Origin of the sequence: Nonomuraea sp. CA-218870 (assembly GCF_050936535.1) — a bacterium.
Lineage (GTDB): Bacteria > Actinomycetota > Actinomycetes > Streptosporangiales > Streptosporangiaceae > Nonomuraea > Nonomuraea corallina.
In genome coordinates this window covers 3,227,165-3,243,300 of sequence record NZ_JBNJMN010000001.1, presented here as the reverse complement: position 1 = coordinate 3,243,300, position 16,136 = coordinate 3,227,165, and the positions used below count along the sequence as shown (strand labels likewise).

Here is a 16,136-nt window from a genome sequence, read left to right as displayed (position 1 = left end):
CCGCGGTGAGCACGACCGTGATGGCTTCCGTACGGTCCGCGCTCCGATCCGTCCTGCACTGGAAGCCGCTGCTGCCGCTGCCCCGCCGGGGCAGCAGGGCCGCCGCCGCGCTGCTGCCGCTGGTCGAGCGGGTGCCGGCGATGGCGGCGCCGTGCCGGATGCACCCGGCCGTGTACGCGATCGAGGCGGCGGTGATCGACTGGGCGCGCCGGACGGGGCTGCGCGCAGATCCGGAGGTCGGCTTCCACCGGATGGCGGGGCGGGCGTTCGCCGAGTTCGACGCGGCCGCGGCGGCGCTGTTCGCGCAGTGGCTGACGTGGCTGTTCCACCTGGACGACGAGCTGGACGAGGGCCCGTGCCCGCTGGAGGTGTTCCAGGGGATGCTGGAGGGTTCGGCCGGGCATCCTCTGGAGGCGGCCTTCGCCGACCTGTGGCGGGTGACGAGCGCGCGGATGAGCGACCAGTGGCGCCGCCGGTTCGCGGTCAACCTGCAGCGCCAGCACTACGCCTGCCGCACCGAGGCCGACAACCGGGCGGCGGGCAGGGCGCCGACGCTGGCCGACTACCCGATGCTGCGCAGGGGCACGGTCGGCCCCTACCTGTACGACCTGGTGGAGCCGTGCCTGCGGGTGGAGGTGCCGGCCTGGGTGCACCGCTCGGAGCCGTGGCAGGAGCTGGTGAACTCGTGCAGCGACATCACCGCCTGGTGCAACGACGTGGCCTCCCGGCCGAAGGAGCGCGGCGACGGCCACAACCTCGTCGTGATCGCGATGCGCGAGCTGGGCCTGGGTGAGCGCGACGCGGTCGGCTGGGTGCTCGACCGGATCGCCGAACGGTGCCGCGACATGAGCCGGGCGGCGCGGCGGCTGCCGCTGGACGACCTGGCGCCGGGCACGGCCAGGGACGTCAGCAAGGTGGCCTGTGCCTATCTCGCGGCGCCGCGGGCCCACCTCGACTGGTTGCTGGAGTCGTCCCGCTACGCCTGAGGCGCGAGGGCGAGGGCATCACCTGTGGCGGTGCGCCGGTAGACGACCTGCTTGCCGACCCGCATGCCGACGGCCAGGCCGCTGCCGCTGAGCACGGTCAGGTGCTGGCTGACCGCGCCGGGCGTCAGCGCCATGCGCCCGGCCAGCGCCGTGGTGGTGCTCGGCTCGGCCAGCGCGAGCAGGATCCGGGCGCGGCTGCGGCCGATGAGCGCGGCGAGCGCGCCGGGCGCGGGCGGCGGGCCCTGCTCCCACAGCGTGCCGACGCCGAGCACCGGATAGACGAGCATCGACTGGTAGGGGGCGGACATGACGGCCACCGACGGCCAGAAGAACGCGCTCGGCACCAGCACCAGGCCGTCGCCGTGGAGCGAGTCGTCGTCGTTGCACCACGGCAGGTCGACGACGAGCTTGCCCGCGGACCAGGTCACCGCCGGGTCGAGCGAGGCGAACAGCTCGCGGGCGCCGCCGCCGGCGAGCTCCCGCGAACGGCGCAGCACGTCGCGTTCGAGCAGCGCGTGGACGCGCGGCCAGAACTCGGCGAAGCAGGTCTCCCAGTACGCCTCCAGCGCGGCGGCCACCCGCTGGACCCCGGCCGCGGGATCGGCGGTGAACCGGCGGAGCGCGGCCGGATCGGCGGGCCGCACTCGCCCTGCCTCGTGCAGCGCCCGCTCCGCCGGGGTGCGCCGGACGCGTTCGAGCTCGGCGGCGAAGTCCGGCATGGGCGTGTCCGGCGGCGGCGTGAGGAAGTCGGCGAGATAGCCGGTCGGGGGCACCAGCGCGAGCAGCTCGTCCAGGTCGAGCCCGGCCAGCCGGGGCCGCACGCAGGTGAGCCAGGGCAGGTGCAGGGCCTGCCTGGCCGGGTCCTGCAGCGTGCGCAGGCTCGCCACCAGCTCCCACAGCGGCGAGAACGCGAACCGGATCCGGGCCACGTCCTCCGGCTTGAGCACCCAGGTCACCGCCATGCTTTTTAGTATTCCCTAAATCGTTCGACCGGGCGTGCCGGGAGCCGGAACCTGTCCGGGTGACCACCACCGCCCCCGTGAAGCCGTCCTTCCTGCGCGCCGCGTTCGGCGGGCTGCCCCGGCCCTTCTGGGCCCTGTGGGGCGGCACGCTGGTCAACCGGCTGGGCACCATGGCGCTGCCGTTCACCGGCGTGTTCCTCACCCAGGCCCGCGGCCTGTCCGTGGCCGCCGCCGGCGTGGTGATGGCCGTCTACGGCGCCGGGTCGCTGCTGTCGCAGCTGCTGGCCGGGGTGCTGGCCGACCGGATCGGCCGCCGGGCCACGCTGGCCGGGGGCATGGTGGCCACCGCGGCGGCGCTGCTCGCCCTCGGGTACAGCACGACGCTGCCCGCGATCCTGGCCTCGATGCTGGTGCTCGGCCTGGTGGTGGACGCCTACCGGCCGGCCTCGAACGCGCTGGTCGCCGACCTGGTCCCGCCGCAGTCCCGGCCTCGGGCGTTCGGGCTGCTCTTCTGGGCGGTCAACCTGGGTTACTCGATCGGCATGACGGCCGGCGGATGGCTGGCGCAGCAGGGCTTCCTCCTGCTGTTCTGGATCGACGCGGTGAGCTGTCTGGTCTTCGCGGCGCTGGTGTGGCGGGCGGTGCCGGAGACCCGGCCTCAGGGCGGTACGGAGGCGGGCGGGTTCGGCGTGGTGCTGCGCGACCGGCTGATGCTGGCGTTCACGCTGGTGATCCTGGGGGACGCGCTGGTGTACTCGCAGACGTTCACCATGCTGCCGGTGGCGATGGTCGAGCTGGCCGGGCTGACGACCGGGCAGTTCGGCACCGCGATGGCGCTGAACGGAGTGCTCATCGTGGTGGTGCAGCCGCTCGTGTCCGGCTGGCTGGGCCGCAGGGACGCCCCCAGGACGCTGGCGGCGGGGATGGCCGTCATGGGCGTGGGCTTCGCGCTGACGTCCTTCGTCACCAGCACGGCCATGCTGGCGGTGACCATCGCCGTGTGGACGACGGGTGAGATCATCACCGCGGGCATCGCCGGGACGATCCTGACCAGGCTGGCCCCGGCCCATCTGCGCGGCCGGTACGCGGGGTTGTTCGGGTTCGCCTGGTCGGCGGCCGGGTTGCTGGCCCCGCTGCTGGGCAGCGTCCTGCTGGCGGCCGGCGGGCAGCCGGCGCTCTGGTTCACGGTGGGCGGGATCGGCCTGGCCGCCGCGGCGGGGATGCTCGCGATCGGCCCCGCGATCCGGCGCCGTTGAACAGATTTTGATTCTTCGTTGGTCCGGCCCCGATAATTTCCTCCCAGCCTGCAGGCTGGGAGGACGGATTTCATGCGCCACGCACGGGCGGCGCGCGGTGTGGCGATCGGGCTCGCCACCCTCGCCATCGCGTTGGAGCTCGCCAACGTCTGGGTGACCGCCCGGTTGCCGTCCGCGCCGTACACGCCGCTCCCGTTCGCGCCGGAGGACGTGGCCGGCACCACGTTCCCGGTGTTCGGCGCGATCCTGGTCCACCGCAGGCCGCGGCTGGTCATCGGGTGGCTGCTCTGCGCGGGCGGCGTGAGCGCCGCCGCGAACATCCTGTCCGCCAACCTCATCGCCCTGTACGGGGACCCGGGGTGGGCCTGGATCGTGGTCGAGTCCACCTGGCAGGCGTGCCAGCTCTCGCTCGGCGTGCTGCTGCCCCTGCTCTACCCGGCGGGCCGGATGCCGTCGCGGCGCTGGCGGTGGGCGGTCGTGCCGGCGGTGACGGGTCACCTGCTCGACTGGGTCGCGCTCGTGACCGTGGACCGGGAGCTCAGGGACGCCTCCCATGTCCTGGTCACCGCCGGCATGGCGCTGGCGTTCACCTCGCTGGCCGTGCGGTTCGCCCGGGGCGACGCGATCGAGCGGCGGCAGATCCTGTGGCTGCTGGTCACCCTGCCGGGGCTGCTGATCCCGTGGATGCTCGGCGGGGCGGCCTGGTGGGCGGCCTCGTTCGGCATCCCGCTGATCCCGGCGGGGATCGCGGTGGCGGTGCTGCGCTACCGGCTGTTCGGCATCGACACCCTGATCAGCAGGGCCGTGGTCGGCACCGGGCTCGCCCTGGTCGTCACCGCCGTCTACCTGGCGGTGGGCGCCGCCTCCAGCCTGTTCCTGGCCGAGGTGCACTCGATCGCGGGGCTGGCGGCGGCGCTGTTCGCCGGGGTGTTCTTCCATCCGATGCGGCAGGCGCTGCAGCACGGCGTGGACCGCCTGCTCTACGGCGGCACCGGGGTGCCCGCCGAGCTGGCCGAGCGGCTCAAGCACCGCCTGCAGCGGGTCGATCCTGGGCACGGGCTGCTGGCGACGCTGGAGGTGCTGCGTGAAGGGCTGTCGGTGACGGGGGTGGCGGTGGAGGTTGACGGCGCGACCATGGTGACGGGCTCGCCCGAGCCGGTGGCCAGGAGAGTCCCGCTGGTCTGGCACGGCGAGCCGGTCGGGCTGCTGCTCGTCGGCGGGACGGCCCGGCGCCGCTTCCCGGCCGCGCACGACGAGCGGGTGCTCGCGACGCTCTCCCCGTACATCGCCGACGCCGCGCACGCGGTGCGCATGACCGCGGCCGTGCAGCGGTCGCGGCAGCGGATCCTGGCGGCGCGTGAGGAGGAGCGCCGCCGCCTGCGCCGGGACCTGCACGACGGGCTGGGCCAGTCGCTCACCGGGATGGCGATGATGATCAACGCGGCCCGGCTGTCCCTGCGCCGCTCCCCCGAGCAGGCCGAGCGGCTGCTGAGCGACCTGCGCACCGGCATGGACGCGATCAGCGCCGACATCAGGCAGCTCGTGTACGGGCTGCGCCCGCCGGCGATCGACGAGCTGGGCCTGACCGGCGCGATCGAGGAGCTGGCCCGCACGCCCGAGGAGCCGGCGACCGCGGTGGAGACCGCCGGCGACCTGACCGGCCTGCCCGCGGCGGTCGAGGTGGCCGCGTACCGGATCGTCCAGGAGGCGCTGACGAACGCGCGCAAGCACGCCGCCGCGTCCGCCGTGACGGTCCGGCTGGTACGTGACGACAGGACGCTGCGGGTCACCGTGACCGACGACGGGACCGGCCTCCCGCCGGGCGTCCGCGCGGGCGTCGGGCTGGGGTCCATGCGCGAGCGCGCAGCCGAGCTGGGAGGGACGTGCACGGTCCGGGCCCGTGAAGGCGGCGGGACCGTGGTCGGCGCGGTCCTTCCGGCGCAATAAGCTCCCATTTACCTGCACGTCTGGATGGCCCTAGTCTTATGCCCACAATGTTGACTTTCACCGCGCTCGGACCGTTCCAGGCCTGGGCGGACGGCACCCCCCTCGACCTCGGCGGCCAGCGCCAGCGGGCGGTGCTCGCCCGCCTGATCGTGGCCGGCGGCCGGGCCGTGCCCGTGAACACCCTCATCGACGAGCTCTGGCCGGGCGAGCCGCCCGCGCAGGCCCTGTCGACCATCCAGGGATACGTCTCCCGGCTGCGCCGCGTCCTCGAACCCCGCCGGGCCCCCCGCGAGGAGGCCTCGGTCCTGGTGTCCGCCCCGCCGGGCTACGCGCTGCGGGCCAGGCCCGACCAGGTGGACGCGTGGCGGTTCGAGAGCCTGGCCAAGTCCGACGGCTCCCCCGCGGACATCTGGGCGGCCATGGACGAGGCGCTGGCGCTGTGGCGCGGGCCCGCGCTGGCGGAGTTCGCGGACCTGACGTGGGCCGCCACCGAGGCGGCCAGGCTGGAGGAGCTGCGGCTGGTCGCCGTCGAACGGCGGGGCGCGGCCGGCCTGACGCTCGGCCGGGCGACGGCGCTGGTGGCGGACCTGGAGGCGCACGCCGCCGCCCATCCCCTGCGCGAGGAGGCCTGGCGGCTGCTGGCCCTGGCGCTCTACCACACCGGCCGTCAGGGCGACGCGCTCGCCGCGCTGCGCCGAGCCCGCGCGGTCTGGCGCGACGAGCTGGGGCTGGACCTGACGGCCGGGCTGCAGCGCCTGGAGGGCGACATGCTCGCGCAGAGCGTGCCCGACCTGCCCGGCCTGCCAGCCCTCCCGGAGGACCGGCACCAGCCCGCACCGCCCCCCTCGCCGGACGCCGGCGCCGCGGAGCCCTCGTCCGCGGCGGGCCGCCCGCCGCTGCGGGTGCTCGTCGCCGACGACCAGGCCCTGGTACGCGCCGGGCTCCAGGTCGTGCTGGCGGCGGAGGACGGGCTGGAGGCGGCCGGGGAGGCCACCGACGGCGAGGAGGCCATCACCGCCGCCCGGGTCCTGCGCCCCGACGTCGTGCTGCTCGACATCCAGATGCCGAACCTGGACGGCCTGGCCGCCGCCCGCCGCATCCTGGCGGCGGAGAACCCGCCCAAAGTGATCATGATGACCACCTTCGGCAGCGACGAGAACCTCTACGCGGCGCTGCGCGCGGGCGTCAGCGGGTTCATGCTCAAGACCTCGCCGCCCGAGCAGCTCGTGGCCGCCATCCGGGCCGCCGCCGCCGGCGACGCGCTCATCGACCCGGCGGTCACCACCCGGATCATCTCCGCCTTCGCCGGCCGCGTCGACCCGGACTCGCCGCCGGGGCTGGCCGGGCTCGCCGACGCCCAGCTCGACGTCGTCAAGCTCGTGGCGCGCGGGCTCACGAACCGGCAGATCGGCCAGACCCTGGCCATGCCGGAGCCGGAGGTGCAGGCGACGGTACGGGGGCTGCTGGACCATCTGGGGCTGTTCGACCGGGCGCAGCTCGTGGTGGCCGCCTACGAGTCCGGCCTGGTGACGCCGGGCGGCACCCCGGCAAAATAGCCGGACATATCATCCCTTCGATCCAAAAAATCACCCCGTACTAGGCTGGGGCCGTGGCACAACTGCGCATCGCCCTGGCCCAGACGAACCCGACCGTAGGCGACCTGGCCGGCAACGCCGACAAGCTCGTGGCGTGGGCCCGGCAGGCCGCCGACCGCGGCGCCCACCTGGCCGTGTTCACCGAGATGTTCCTCACCGGCTACCCCGTCGAGGACCTCGTGCTGCGGACCTCCTTCGTGGACGCCGCCATCGCCGCGACCGAGGAGGCGGCGCTCCGCCTCGACCGGGAAGGACTCGGCGACCTGCCGGTGGTGGTCGGCTACGTCGACCGGGCCGGCCTGGCGCCCCGGGTCGGCCAGCCCAAGGGCGCCCCGCTCGACGCCGCCGCCCTGCTCCACCGGGGGCGCGTGGTGGCCCGCACCGCCAAGCACCACCTGCCGAACTACGGGGTGTTCGACGAGTACCGCTACTTCGTCCGCGGCGACCGGCTGCCGATCTTCCGGCTGCACGGGGTCGACGTGGCCGTCGCGGTCTGCGAGGACCTCTGGCAGGAGGGCGGCCCGGTGGCCGTCGTCGGCCGGGCCGGCGCGGGCCTGCTCGTGGTGCCGAACGCGTCCCCGTACGAGAAGGAGAAGGACGACGTCCGCCTGGAGCTGTGCGCGCGCCGGGCGCGCGAGGCCGGGTGCGTGCTCGCCTACGCCAACCAGGTCGGCGGTCAGGACGAGCTGGTCTTCGACGGCGACTCGCTGGTCGTGGGCGCGGACGGCGAGCTGGTGGCGCGGGCCGCCCAGTTCCGTGAGGAGCTGCTGGTCTGCGACCTCGACCTGCCGGTCTCGTCCGCCGAGCCGGGCTCCTTCCCGTACGACGCCGGCGACGGCACCACCATCACCGTGGACCGGCTGGTGCTGTCCGACGAGCCGGTCGCCCCGTACGAGCCGGAAACCCCGGGCGTCGCCGAGCCGCTGGACACGCTCGCCCAGGTGTACGCGGCGCTGGTGCTGTCGGTGCGCGACTACGTGGCCAAGAACGGGTTCGAGTCCGTGATCCTGGGGCTGTCGGGCGGCATCGACTCGGCGCTCACCGCCACCATCGCCGCCGACGCCATCGGTCCGTCACGGGTGCACGTGGCGCTCATGCCCTCCCGCTATTCCTCCGAGCACTCCCTGGCCGACGCCCAGGAACTGGTCCGGCGGCAGGGCCTGCGGGCGCGGGTGGTGCCCATCGCCGAGATCGTGAACGCCTTCGAGAAGGAGGTCGAGCTGTCCGGCCTGGCCGCCGAGAACCTCCAGGCCCGGGTCCGCGGCATGATCCTCATGGGCCTGTCCAACGAGCACGGCCACCTGGTGCTCACCACCGGCAACAAGAGCGAGCTGGCCACGGGCTACTCCACCCTCTACGGCGACTCGGCGGGCGGCTTCGCGCCGATCAAGGACGTGCCGAAGCTCATGGTGTGGGAGCTGTCCAAGTGGCGCAACGCCCACACCGACCCGTCGTTCCGGCTCCACGCCGAAGAGCCGATCCCGCCGAACTCCATCACCAAGGAGCCCAGCGCCGAGCTCCGCCCCGACCAGCGCGACACCGACTCCCTGCCGCCGTACGAGATCCTGGACCGGCTGCTGGACGACTACGTGGAGAAGGACATGGGCTCGGCGGAGCTCATCGCCGCCGGCCACGACCCCGCGCTGGTCGCCCGGGTCATCCGGCTGGTGGACGTGGCCGAGTACAAGCGCCGCCAGTATCCGCCGGGGCCCAAGATCACCCCGAAGAACTTCGGCCGCGACCGCCGCCTGCCCATCACCAACCGCTGGCGCGAGACCACGTAGGCCCCTCGCCCGGCGGCGGTCGCGGCCGTCGCCGGGCTACGCGCGTTCCTTGTCCTTGTTCCGGTCGCAGACCGGGTAGAGGGAGCCGTGGACGGAGCGGAAGTTGGCGACGGACATCCATCCGTGGATCCTGGTCCCCTTGACCCGCCCGTAGACCCAGAGGTTGCCGTAGGAGTTCTTCCTCCAGCAGTGGAAGTAGAGCACCTGGCCCTTGCGCATCCGCGTCACCGTGCACGCCGTCAGGCCAGCAGGAGGGTGAGGCCGCCGAGGGTGTAGCAGAGCATGAGGACGAACAGCGGGATCTGGCCCGCGACCGCCCTGGCCGGCGGGAGCAGCCGGACCGAGCGGTCGTGCGCCGCCACCACGCCCGCCACGTGACCGGCGACGATCGCCAGCACCTGCACGGTCGCGATCACCGGGGCCGACACCAGTTCCCTGTCGACCTCCGCGTCGAGCCCGAGAGAGAGGATGATCGCGCGCTGGCCCTCGATGACCAGCAGCGAGAAGTAGTGCGCGATCAGGTAGCCGATGGCGATCGGCACCAGGGAGTGGGCGAAGCGCGGGGCCAGGCCGCGGGCGCCGCCGATCCGGCCGGCCAGCCACAGGCAGCTCCCGTACAGGAGGGCGACGGCGGCGACGGCGGCGAGCAGGCCGGCGGTGCCGAGGCCGGTGCGGCCGAGCGGGCCCGACTGGAGGGCGTCCACCCAGGCGGGGCTGGTGGAGAAGCCGTCGTAGCCGGTGCTGCCGAGCAGCACGCACACGGTGGCGACCAGGCCAGGGGCCGGCCGGATGGCGTCCAGGCCGTCGAACGGGCCGCGGAGCACGAGGGTGCCGTCGGCGCGGCGGCCGAGAGGGGCGAGCTGGCCGGCCAGGGTCGAGTACACCTCGAACGGGTCGCCGCGTTCCAGCCAGGCGTGACCGTACGTCAGGGTTCCCGCCGTCTGCGCGGCCGCGTACAGGGCGAGGAAGGAGAGGAGGGTGGCCGGCGCGGCGGGCTCGGGGGCGACGAGCTCCATCCAGGTGAAGGCGAGCAGCCCGAACGCTGCGGGCCAGTAGCCCAGGCGCGGCGGCAGCGGGCGGCGGGGCCGGTCGGGCAGCAGGCGGAACGGGTTCAGCAGCCGCCACACCGGGCCGAACAGCAGCGACGCGGGGATCAGGCCGACCCAGAAGAGCACGTAGATCAGGTACGCGCCGGCGTTCGGGGATTCGGGGCCGAACAGCAGCCAGCCGACGGTGTAGGCGGCGGCGAGCAGCGTCAGCACGCGCAGCGGGCGGGCGGGCAGGCGCAGGGACAGGGGCAGGCCGGCGTGGTCGCCGCGGAATCGGGAGTCGGCCCAGAGCAGGCCGAGCGCCAGGAAGGAGACGACGAGGGCGGCGAGCGCCCCGGCGTAGGCGTAGAAGAGCGGGATCGGCAGGTCGGCCCGGTCGCCGATGCCGTGCGCGAACAGCGCCCCGACCTCCCGCACCGCCGTCCAGGGCGCGGTCGCGTCGGACGCCGCCGTCACGTGTGCGGGGCGGAGCATGGTCACCGGACCGCCACCTGGACGAGGACCAGGCCGCTCTCGTGCGTCTCCACCTCGAACACCCCGGTCGTGTCCGCCACGAACCGCACCGTGGCCGGTTCGCCGGGCCGCAGGGCCGCCGTGACGTCGTAGCCGTGGACGTGCAGTTCGTCGGCGACGTCGCTGGTTACGGTGATGCTGACGGTCCGGCCGCGGGCGACCTCCAGCCACCCGGACGGCGGCCGGACCCGGCCCGCCTCGATGGCGATGTCCGCGTGGGCCTCCCCCGGCACGGGGGCCGCCGTGGCGACCTGGTGGCTGTTGCCCGGCCGGTGGTGGGTGTCCGACAACGTGCCGCACCCCGTCACCACAAGAGCCGCCAGAAGAGCCGGCACGAGAGCCGGCACCGCGGCCGGCACCGCGGCCGGCACCGCGGCCGGCACCGCGGCCGGCACCGTGCCGCCGCGTCCGGTCACGCGGGGACCTCCGCCTCGTCGGCGGCCTTCTCCGGCGTACGGGTGCGGCGCGGGGCGAGGCGGACCACGGCCCAGAGCACCCACACGCCCGTCAGCAGCCCTCGTATCCAGCCGGGACCGAGCGGGATGAGCGGGATGAGCCCGATCATGCGGTCGTAGGCGTCCGCCACGGCCAGCGCGCCGAGCACGATCGTGAACCAGGCGAACGCCCCCGGCCGCAGCGCCGCGCCCAGGCAGAGCCACCAGCCGGCCATGAGCAGCAGCGCCACCCCGGTCAGGTACGGCTCGTCCATGGCGGCCGCCGCCACGTCCAGCGCCAGCCCGGCCAGCCCCACGACCGACCCGGCGGCGATCAGGCGCAGCCGCCGCTCCCCCGGCTCGCGCGCGGCCTGGGGCACCCCGTTCCCCGCCGGGCCGCCGCGCCGTCGCCGGGCCGAGCGCTGGGCCCGTACCCAGAACAGGACCGCGACCAGCCCCAGGACGAGCGAGCCGCCCAGGGCGAGCTGGGCCTCCACCCGGCCGATGCCGGAGGCGCCGAACCAGTCGCAGCCCGCCGGCAGGCGGGCCTGGGCGGCGTTGAAGTCGGAGCACAGGAACAGCTTGGCGACCTTGACGGGTTCGGCCAGCAGGCGGCTGGAGCCGCCCGACAGCTCAGGCGCGCGGGCGCCGCAGCGGGGCAGCGCCGCGGGCGAGGTCGCGGCGACGTCGCTCTGCCAGCAGTTGCCGGCGCCCTGCCCGTCCCACCAGACGTCCATGCCGTTGGGCCGGTGCTCGCCGGTGGGGCTGACGCCGAGCACGTTGCCCTCGAAGCGGTTGTCGTTGGAGGTGTCGGCCTGCTTGGCCAGCTCGCCTTCGCCCCGGATGAAGGCGGGCACGCCGAAGAGCTGGAAGGCGGCGTGGCGGTGGTTCCACAGGTGGTTGTCCCTGAACACGTTGTGGTTGCCGCCGGCCACGATGACGCCGGTGCCGGGCGGGACGCCGACCTGGGGGCAGACGACGCCCTGCTCGTAGCCGCGTTCCGCGGGCGGCCGGGAGCAGGTGCCGTCGCGGGTGTACCGGTAGTAGTCGCGGTTGTTGTCGTAGATCTTGTTGTTCTCGAACAGGGCGTGGTTCTGCGGCAGGCCGGGGTGGTCGGGCCAGAGGCTGTCCATCGTGGCGCCGACCATGTTGTCGTAGAACTCGTTGTCGTGCGCCCACACGGAGTCGCCCGCGGTGCCGGAGTAGCCCAGAGCGTTGTCGTGGCTCTTGCAGCGGCGGATCTCGATGGAGTAGCGGGGCACGTCGTGGCCGCGGCCGGTGTTGATGTCGGAGGCGCTGCCGGGGTAGAGGCCGCCGTCGCCGTTGCCGTACGACTCGCAGTCGGTGTAGAGGCCGTGGTCGCTGGCGAAGGTGAGGAAGCCGTACTCGTCGTTCCAGCGGGTGAGTACGCGGTCGATGACGAATCCGTCGGTCTCGAGCACGTACAGGGAGTTGAAGGTGGTGCGCTGGGCGGTGAGGTTGACGAAGTAGACGCCGTCGGCGCGGTCGGCCCTGATGGCGTTCAGCTTGCGGTACTCGGCGTCGACGATCACGTCGAGCGGTCCGGCGCCGGTGCCCTCGATCTGCAGGTCCTTCTTGCCGAGGATGGCGACGAGGTTCTGGTTGTGCGGGCACTGGACCTGCTGCTCGAAGCTGAGGATCTGGTAGCCCCAGTCGGACCAGCGGGCGGGGAGCCGGTCGCAGGCGGCGGTGGGCGGGGCCAGGCTCGGTTCCTCGCGGTAGAGGCCGGGCAGCATCGCGATCGTCATGCCGGGCTTGTCGACCCGGTCGACCGCCTCCTGGAGGTGCCTGAACCCGTCCTTCTGGCAGGCGGCGAAGAGGCGAAGGTTGCGTTCCCTCAGCTCGGCGGGGAAGCCGGAGACGCGCCGTTCGAAGTCGGCCCTGTCGGTCTTGCACACCAGCAGGTCGGGCTCGTCGGTGCGCAGCGTGGGGACGCTGCCGGATCCGTCGGGGAACGTGACCGGCCGTTCCTCGTGTGCCAGCGCCGCGCCGGCGGGCGCCAGCAGGGCCAGGGCGAGCAGCACGAGCACGGCGATCCGGCGTAAGGGACGCATGATCGCGAGACTAGAGCAACGCTCACCTTCTGCCTAGGGCTGCCCTAGAGCCGCGGCGGTCGCGGGCGGGCTCAGGCGCGCGGGGTGAAACCCGCCAGGGCGTGGTCGACGACGCGTTCGGCCAGGTCTTCCGGGAGGTCGCCCTCCGGGCCCCACTTGCTGAAGAAGATCATGGCGCCCGTCAGCAGCGCCATGCCCAGTTCGATGTCCAGATCGGGGCGGAGCTCGCCGTTGGCGACGCCGCGGCTGAGCACCTCCCTCATGGCCACCCGCCGCGGCTCCAGCGCCAGCTTGTAGAAGCGCTCGCTGACGCGCTTGGAGCGGTCGGTCTCGCTCAGCGCCACGTTCATCACGCAGCGGGCCCGGCGGTGACCGGCCTCCCGGCGCGCGAGGTCGAGCAGGGCGACCAGGTCGTCGCGCACCGACTCGCCCGCCAGCGCCGGGAGCGGATGGCGGATGGTCGCCAGCGCGTCGACGACCAGGTCCTCCTTGTTGGCCCAGCGCCGGTAGATCGTGGTCTTGCCCACGCCCGCGCGGGCCGCGATCGCCTCCATGGACAGCTCGGCGACCCCCATGCCGTCGGCGATCAGGTCGAGGGTGGCCGTGATGATCGCCTTCTCGGCTCTCTCGCTGCGCGGGCGGCCCGCCCGGGACTGGTGCTCGGTCGTCATGTCGGCCCAAGGCTACCGGCCGGTTCGTGCTGATCGGCCTGCCGGACGGGGCGCGGCTTGCCCGGCATCCAGCGGGCCACCACCGCGGCCCCGATCAGGGCGATCACCGCCGAGGCCAGGGAGGTGACGTGCATGCCGTGCACGAACGCCTCGCCGGCCTGGGCCATCAGGGACGCGCCGCGCTCGCCGAGCCGGCTCGCCACCTCGGCCGTCGCCATGATGGACTCGCCGCCCGCGTGCCGCACGTCCGCGGGCAGGCCCTCCAGGGCGGGCGCGATCTCGCCTCGGTAGCTGGACGACAGCACCGAGCCCAGCACGGCCACGCCGAGCGCGCCGGCGACCTGGCGGACGGTGTTGCTCATGGCCGAGCCGACCCCGGCCTTCTCGCGCGGCAGCGCCTCCATGATGGCCGTCGTGGCGGGCGGCATGATGTTGGCCATCGCGACGCCCTGCACGAAGAACACGGCCAGCAGCACCGGGACCGGGGTGTGCAGGTCGAAGAACGTGTAGCAGATCAGGATCGCCGTCAGCACCAGAAGGCTCACGGTGGCCGACACCTTGGCCCCGACCTTCTCGTTCACCCGCTGGCTGAGCGGCGCGAAGATGAGCTGAGCCACCGCGAACGGCAGCATGAGCGCCCCCGCCTGCACCGGGCTGAACCCCAGCGCCACCTGCAGGTAGAAGGTGAGGAAGAACATCCCGCCCATCATCGCGAAGAAGACGATGCCGATCGTGGCGATGGCCGAGCTGAACCGGACGTCGCGGAAGTGGCGGACGTCGAAGGCCGGGTGGTCGATGCGCCGCTCCCACCAGACGAACGCCCCCAGCACCGCGACGCCGGCCAGCACCGGCACGAGCACCTCGGCCGTGGCCACGGTGGCCAGCTCGCCGCCGCGGATGATGCCGTAGACGACGGCGACCAGGCCGACGATCGAGAGCAGCACGCCCACCGGGTCGAGCCGCGACGGCTTGGGGTCACGCGACTCGGGCACGATCGGGCCGATCAGCGCCATGCTGATGAGCACGATCGGCACGTTGATCAGGAAGACCGAGCCCCACCAGAAGCGCTCCAGGAGCAGCCCGCCGGTGATGGGCCCGATGGCGACGGCCAGCCCGACCCCGGCCGCCCACACACCGATCGCCTTCCCGCGCTCCCGTGGCGGGAAGACGTTGGAGATGATCGCCAGTGTGGCCGGCATGATCGCCGCACCGCCGATGCCCATCGCCGCCCGCGCCAGGATCAGCTGCGTCGGGTCCTGGGCATAGGCGCTGACCAGCGACGACAGGCCGAACAGCACCATGCCGACGAACAGCATGCGCTTGCGGCCGGTGCGGTCGCCGATCACGCCGAAGGTGAACAGCAGGCCGGCGAAGACGAGCGTGTAGGAGTTGATCGCCCATTCCAGCTCGCTCTGGGTGGCGCCGAGCCCGGCCACCGGGTCGGCGATGGTCTTCATCGCCACGTTCAGGATCGTGTTGTCGAGCACGACCGCCAGCAGGCTGAACACCAGCACGCCGAGGATCGCCCACCGGCGTGGATGCCCTGCGTTCTCGTCCATGAGCACACCTGATTTCGACACGGCTACGTTGCGCATCGCGACGGTACCCCACAAGATTCCGATACGCAACGGTATCGTTTCGTATCAGATGGCGGCGGACTCCTCCGGAACCTTCACGACGTCGGCGACGCCGGGCGCGGGCTTCGTGCCGCGGCGCCAGAACGGCAGCGCCACCAGCACCATCGCCACACCCATCAGCCCGGCGACCGCGAACGCCCACGGCGCGCCGTAGAGGTCGATGACCTTGCCCGCGACGGGCGCCGACGCCGCGCCGCCGATCATCAGCGCGGTGCCGTGCAGGCCCATCGCCTCGCCCCGCGCGCCCGCGGGCACCCAGCGGGTGAGCGTCTCGACGGTGGACGTCAGCGCGGGCGCGCAGAGCAGCCCGGCGGGCAGCAGCGCCAGCACCAGCCACCACCAGCCGCCGGAGACCAGCGCCACCGGCACGGTGAGCAGCCCCATGAGGCCGATGAGCACGAGCGGCGAGAACCCGCGCGAGAGCATCCCGTAGAGGAACCCGCCCATCAGCGAGTAGAGGCACCAGATGCCGACGGCCAGGCCGATCCACCCGGTGTGGCCGCTGTCGTCCATCGTGCCGACCACGGCCAGCTCGGTCGCGGTGAGCACGAACGTGGCGGCCGCGGCGGTGCCGAGCAGCGCCACCAGCCGGGGCGTGACCCAGACCCGCCTGGGGACCTTGACCTCCCGCTCCTCCAGCTCGGCCGCCGACCGGGTCGGCGGGTTGAGCAGCAGGAGCCCGACCCCGGCGCCGGTGGTGCCGATCGCGATGGCGGCCATCGTCGCCCCGCTGCCGAACGCGGTGATGCCGAAGACCGCCAGGGCGGGCCCGGTCATGTAGGACACCTCGACGAACATCGAGTCGAACGAGAACGCCGTGCGGCGCTGCTCCAGCGGCACCATGGCGGCCAGGCACTGGCGGATCACCCCGAACACGGGCAGCGCGAGCAGCCCGGCCACCGCCGCCGCGACGATCAGCACCGGATAGGGCAGCGCCCAGGCGCACGACCAGAACGCCGCCTGCGCGACCGTCGTGACCAACAGGACCGGGCGCAGACCGTAACGGTCGACGAACCGGCCGGCCAGCGGAGAGCCCGCCGCCATGCCGATGGTGCTCGCCGCCGTCACCGCCCCGGCCGCGGTATAGCCCAGCTCGAGTGTCTCCACGACGTGCAACGTGAGGGACATGCCCATGGCCGTCATGGGCACCCGCGCGGCCAGGCCCACGGTCAGGAGCACACCCACGCCAGGCAACCGGAACAGACGCCGGTAAGGATCGATAACCAT

13 protein-coding genes are annotated in these 16,136 nt (G+C 73.4%); 5 read left to right on the top strand and 8 right to left on the bottom strand.

What is annotated here, in order from left to right; translation table 11 throughout:
* Window positions 1-5 precede the first annotated feature (5 nt).
* Window positions 6-986: a terpene synthase family protein gene (locus ACQEUU_RS15700; RefSeq protein WP_433066188.1), complete on the top strand. Its 981-nt coding sequence runs from the start codon at window positions 6-8 to the stop codon at window positions 984-986.
* On the opposite strand, the gene ACQEUU_RS15695 is transcribed toward ACQEUU_RS15700, so the two are convergent.
* Window positions 977-1,948: a DUF5937 family protein gene (locus ACQEUU_RS15695; protein WP_433066185.1), complete on the bottom strand. Its 972-nt coding sequence runs from the start codon at window positions 1,946-1,948 to the stop codon at window positions 977-979. The two genes, ACQEUU_RS15700 and ACQEUU_RS15695, sit on opposite strands and share 10 nt — an antisense overlap.
* Before the next feature lie 59 nt (window positions 1,949-2,007).
* Here ACQEUU_RS15695 and ACQEUU_RS15690 point away from each other — a divergent pair, with 59 nt between their 5' ends.
* From ACQEUU_RS15690 to ACQEUU_RS15675, 4 genes are all read left to right on the top strand, one after another.
* The gene (locus tag ACQEUU_RS15690) at window positions 2,008-3,204 is read left to right on the top strand and encodes an MDR family MFS transporter (protein ID WP_433066183.1); all 1,197 of its coding nucleotides are present in this window, start codon (window positions 2,008-2,010) and stop codon (window positions 3,202-3,204) included.
* Between the two features lie 72 nt (window positions 3,205-3,276).
* Window positions 3,277-5,151 (top strand): histidine kinase, encoded by a 1,875-nt coding sequence (locus ACQEUU_RS15685; protein WP_433066180.1) that lies wholly within the window; start codon window positions 3,277-3,279, stop codon window positions 5,149-5,151.
* A gap of 47 nt (window positions 5,152-5,198) precedes the next feature.
* Entirely contained in the window at window positions 5,199-6,707 is a 1,509-nt protein-coding gene (locus ACQEUU_RS15680; protein WP_433066177.1) for a BTAD domain-containing putative transcriptional regulator, read from the top strand.
* 53 nt (window positions 6,708-6,760) lie between these two features.
* Complete coding sequence (locus ACQEUU_RS15675; protein ID WP_433066174.1) at window positions 6,761-8,530, top strand: NAD+ synthase; 1,770 nt, start codon at window positions 6,761-6,763, stop codon at window positions 8,528-8,530.
* 36 nt (window positions 8,531-8,566) lie between these two features.
* Here ACQEUU_RS15675 and ACQEUU_RS15670 read toward each other — a convergent pair whose 3' ends face one another.
* The 7 genes from ACQEUU_RS15670 to ACQEUU_RS15640 form a co-directional block, all read right to left on the bottom strand.
* Window positions 8,567-8,749, bottom strand: coding sequence for a hypothetical protein (locus ACQEUU_RS15670; RefSeq protein WP_433066171.1), 183 nt, complete (start codon window positions 8,747-8,749; stop codon window positions 8,567-8,569).
* A 20-nt stretch (window positions 8,750-8,769) separates the two neighbouring features.
* Window positions 8,770-10,053: a hypothetical protein gene (locus tag ACQEUU_RS15665; RefSeq protein ID WP_433071853.1), complete on the bottom strand. Its 1,284-nt coding sequence runs from the start codon at window positions 10,051-10,053 to the stop codon at window positions 8,770-8,772.
* A 2-nt stretch (window positions 10,054-10,055) separates the two neighbouring features.
* The gene (locus ACQEUU_RS15660) at window positions 10,056-10,508 is read right to left on the bottom strand and encodes a hypothetical protein (protein ID WP_433066168.1); all 453 of its coding nucleotides are present in this window, start codon (window positions 10,506-10,508) and stop codon (window positions 10,056-10,058) included.
* Complete coding sequence (locus tag ACQEUU_RS15655; protein ID WP_433066166.1) at window positions 10,505-12,601, bottom strand: right-handed parallel beta-helix repeat-containing protein; 2,097 nt, start codon at window positions 12,599-12,601, stop codon at window positions 10,505-10,507. Before ACQEUU_RS15655 ends, ACQEUU_RS15660 begins: the two co-directional genes overlap by 4 nt.
* Window positions 12,602-12,672: 71 nt before the next feature.
* A complete protein-coding gene (locus ACQEUU_RS15650) occupies window positions 12,673-13,272 on the bottom strand; it encodes a TetR/AcrR family transcriptional regulator (protein ID WP_433066164.1) in 600 nt (199 codons plus the stop codon).
* Window positions 13,269-14,831 carry an MFS transporter gene (locus ACQEUU_RS15645; RefSeq protein WP_433066161.1) on the bottom strand — a complete coding sequence of 521 codons (1,563 nt, stop codon included), beginning with the start codon at window positions 14,829-14,831 and terminating at the stop codon, window positions 13,269-13,271. Before ACQEUU_RS15645 ends, ACQEUU_RS15650 begins: the two co-directional genes overlap by 4 nt.
* 84 nt (window positions 14,832-14,915) lie before the next feature.
* Window positions 14,916-16,094: an MFS transporter gene (locus ACQEUU_RS15640; protein ID WP_433066159.1), complete on the bottom strand. Its 1,179-nt coding sequence runs from the start codon at window positions 16,092-16,094 to the stop codon at window positions 14,916-14,918.
* Between the last annotated feature and the right edge of the window lie 42 nt (window positions 16,095-16,136).

What these genes read in the sequence shown, in the direction of transcription:
- ACQEUU_RS15670 (WP_433066171.1), bottom strand. Translation starts at nt 8,749, where the DNA reads ATGCGCAAGGGCCAGGTGCTCTACTTCCACTGCTGGAGGAAGAACTCC.
- ACQEUU_RS15685 (WP_433066180.1), top strand. Translation starts at nt 3,277, where the DNA reads ATGCGCCACGCACGGGCGGCGCGCGGTGTGGCGATCGGGCTCGCCACC.
- ACQEUU_RS15695 (WP_433066185.1), bottom strand. Translation starts at nt 1,948, where the DNA reads ATGGCGGTGACCTGGGTGCTCAAGCCGGAGGACGTGGCCCGGATCCGG.
- ACQEUU_RS15650 (WP_433066164.1), bottom strand. Translation starts at nt 13,272, where the DNA reads ATGACGACCGAGCACCAGTCCCGGGCGGGCCGCCCGCGCAGCGAGAGA.
- ACQEUU_RS15680 (WP_433066177.1), top strand. Translation starts at nt 5,199, where the DNA reads ATGTTGACTTTCACCGCGCTCGGACCGTTCCAGGCCTGGGCGGACGGC.
- ACQEUU_RS15655 (WP_433066166.1), bottom strand. Translation starts at nt 12,601, where the DNA reads ATGCGTCCCTTACGCCGGATCGCCGTGCTCGTGCTGCTCGCCCTGGCC.
- ACQEUU_RS15665 (WP_433071853.1), bottom strand. Translation starts at nt 10,053, where the DNA reads ATGCTCCGCCCCGCACACGTGACGGCGGCGTCCGACGCGACCGCGCCC.
- ACQEUU_RS15645 (WP_433066161.1), bottom strand. Translation starts at nt 14,831, where the DNA reads ATGGACGAGAACGCAGGGCATCCACGCCGGTGGGCGATCCTCGGCGTG.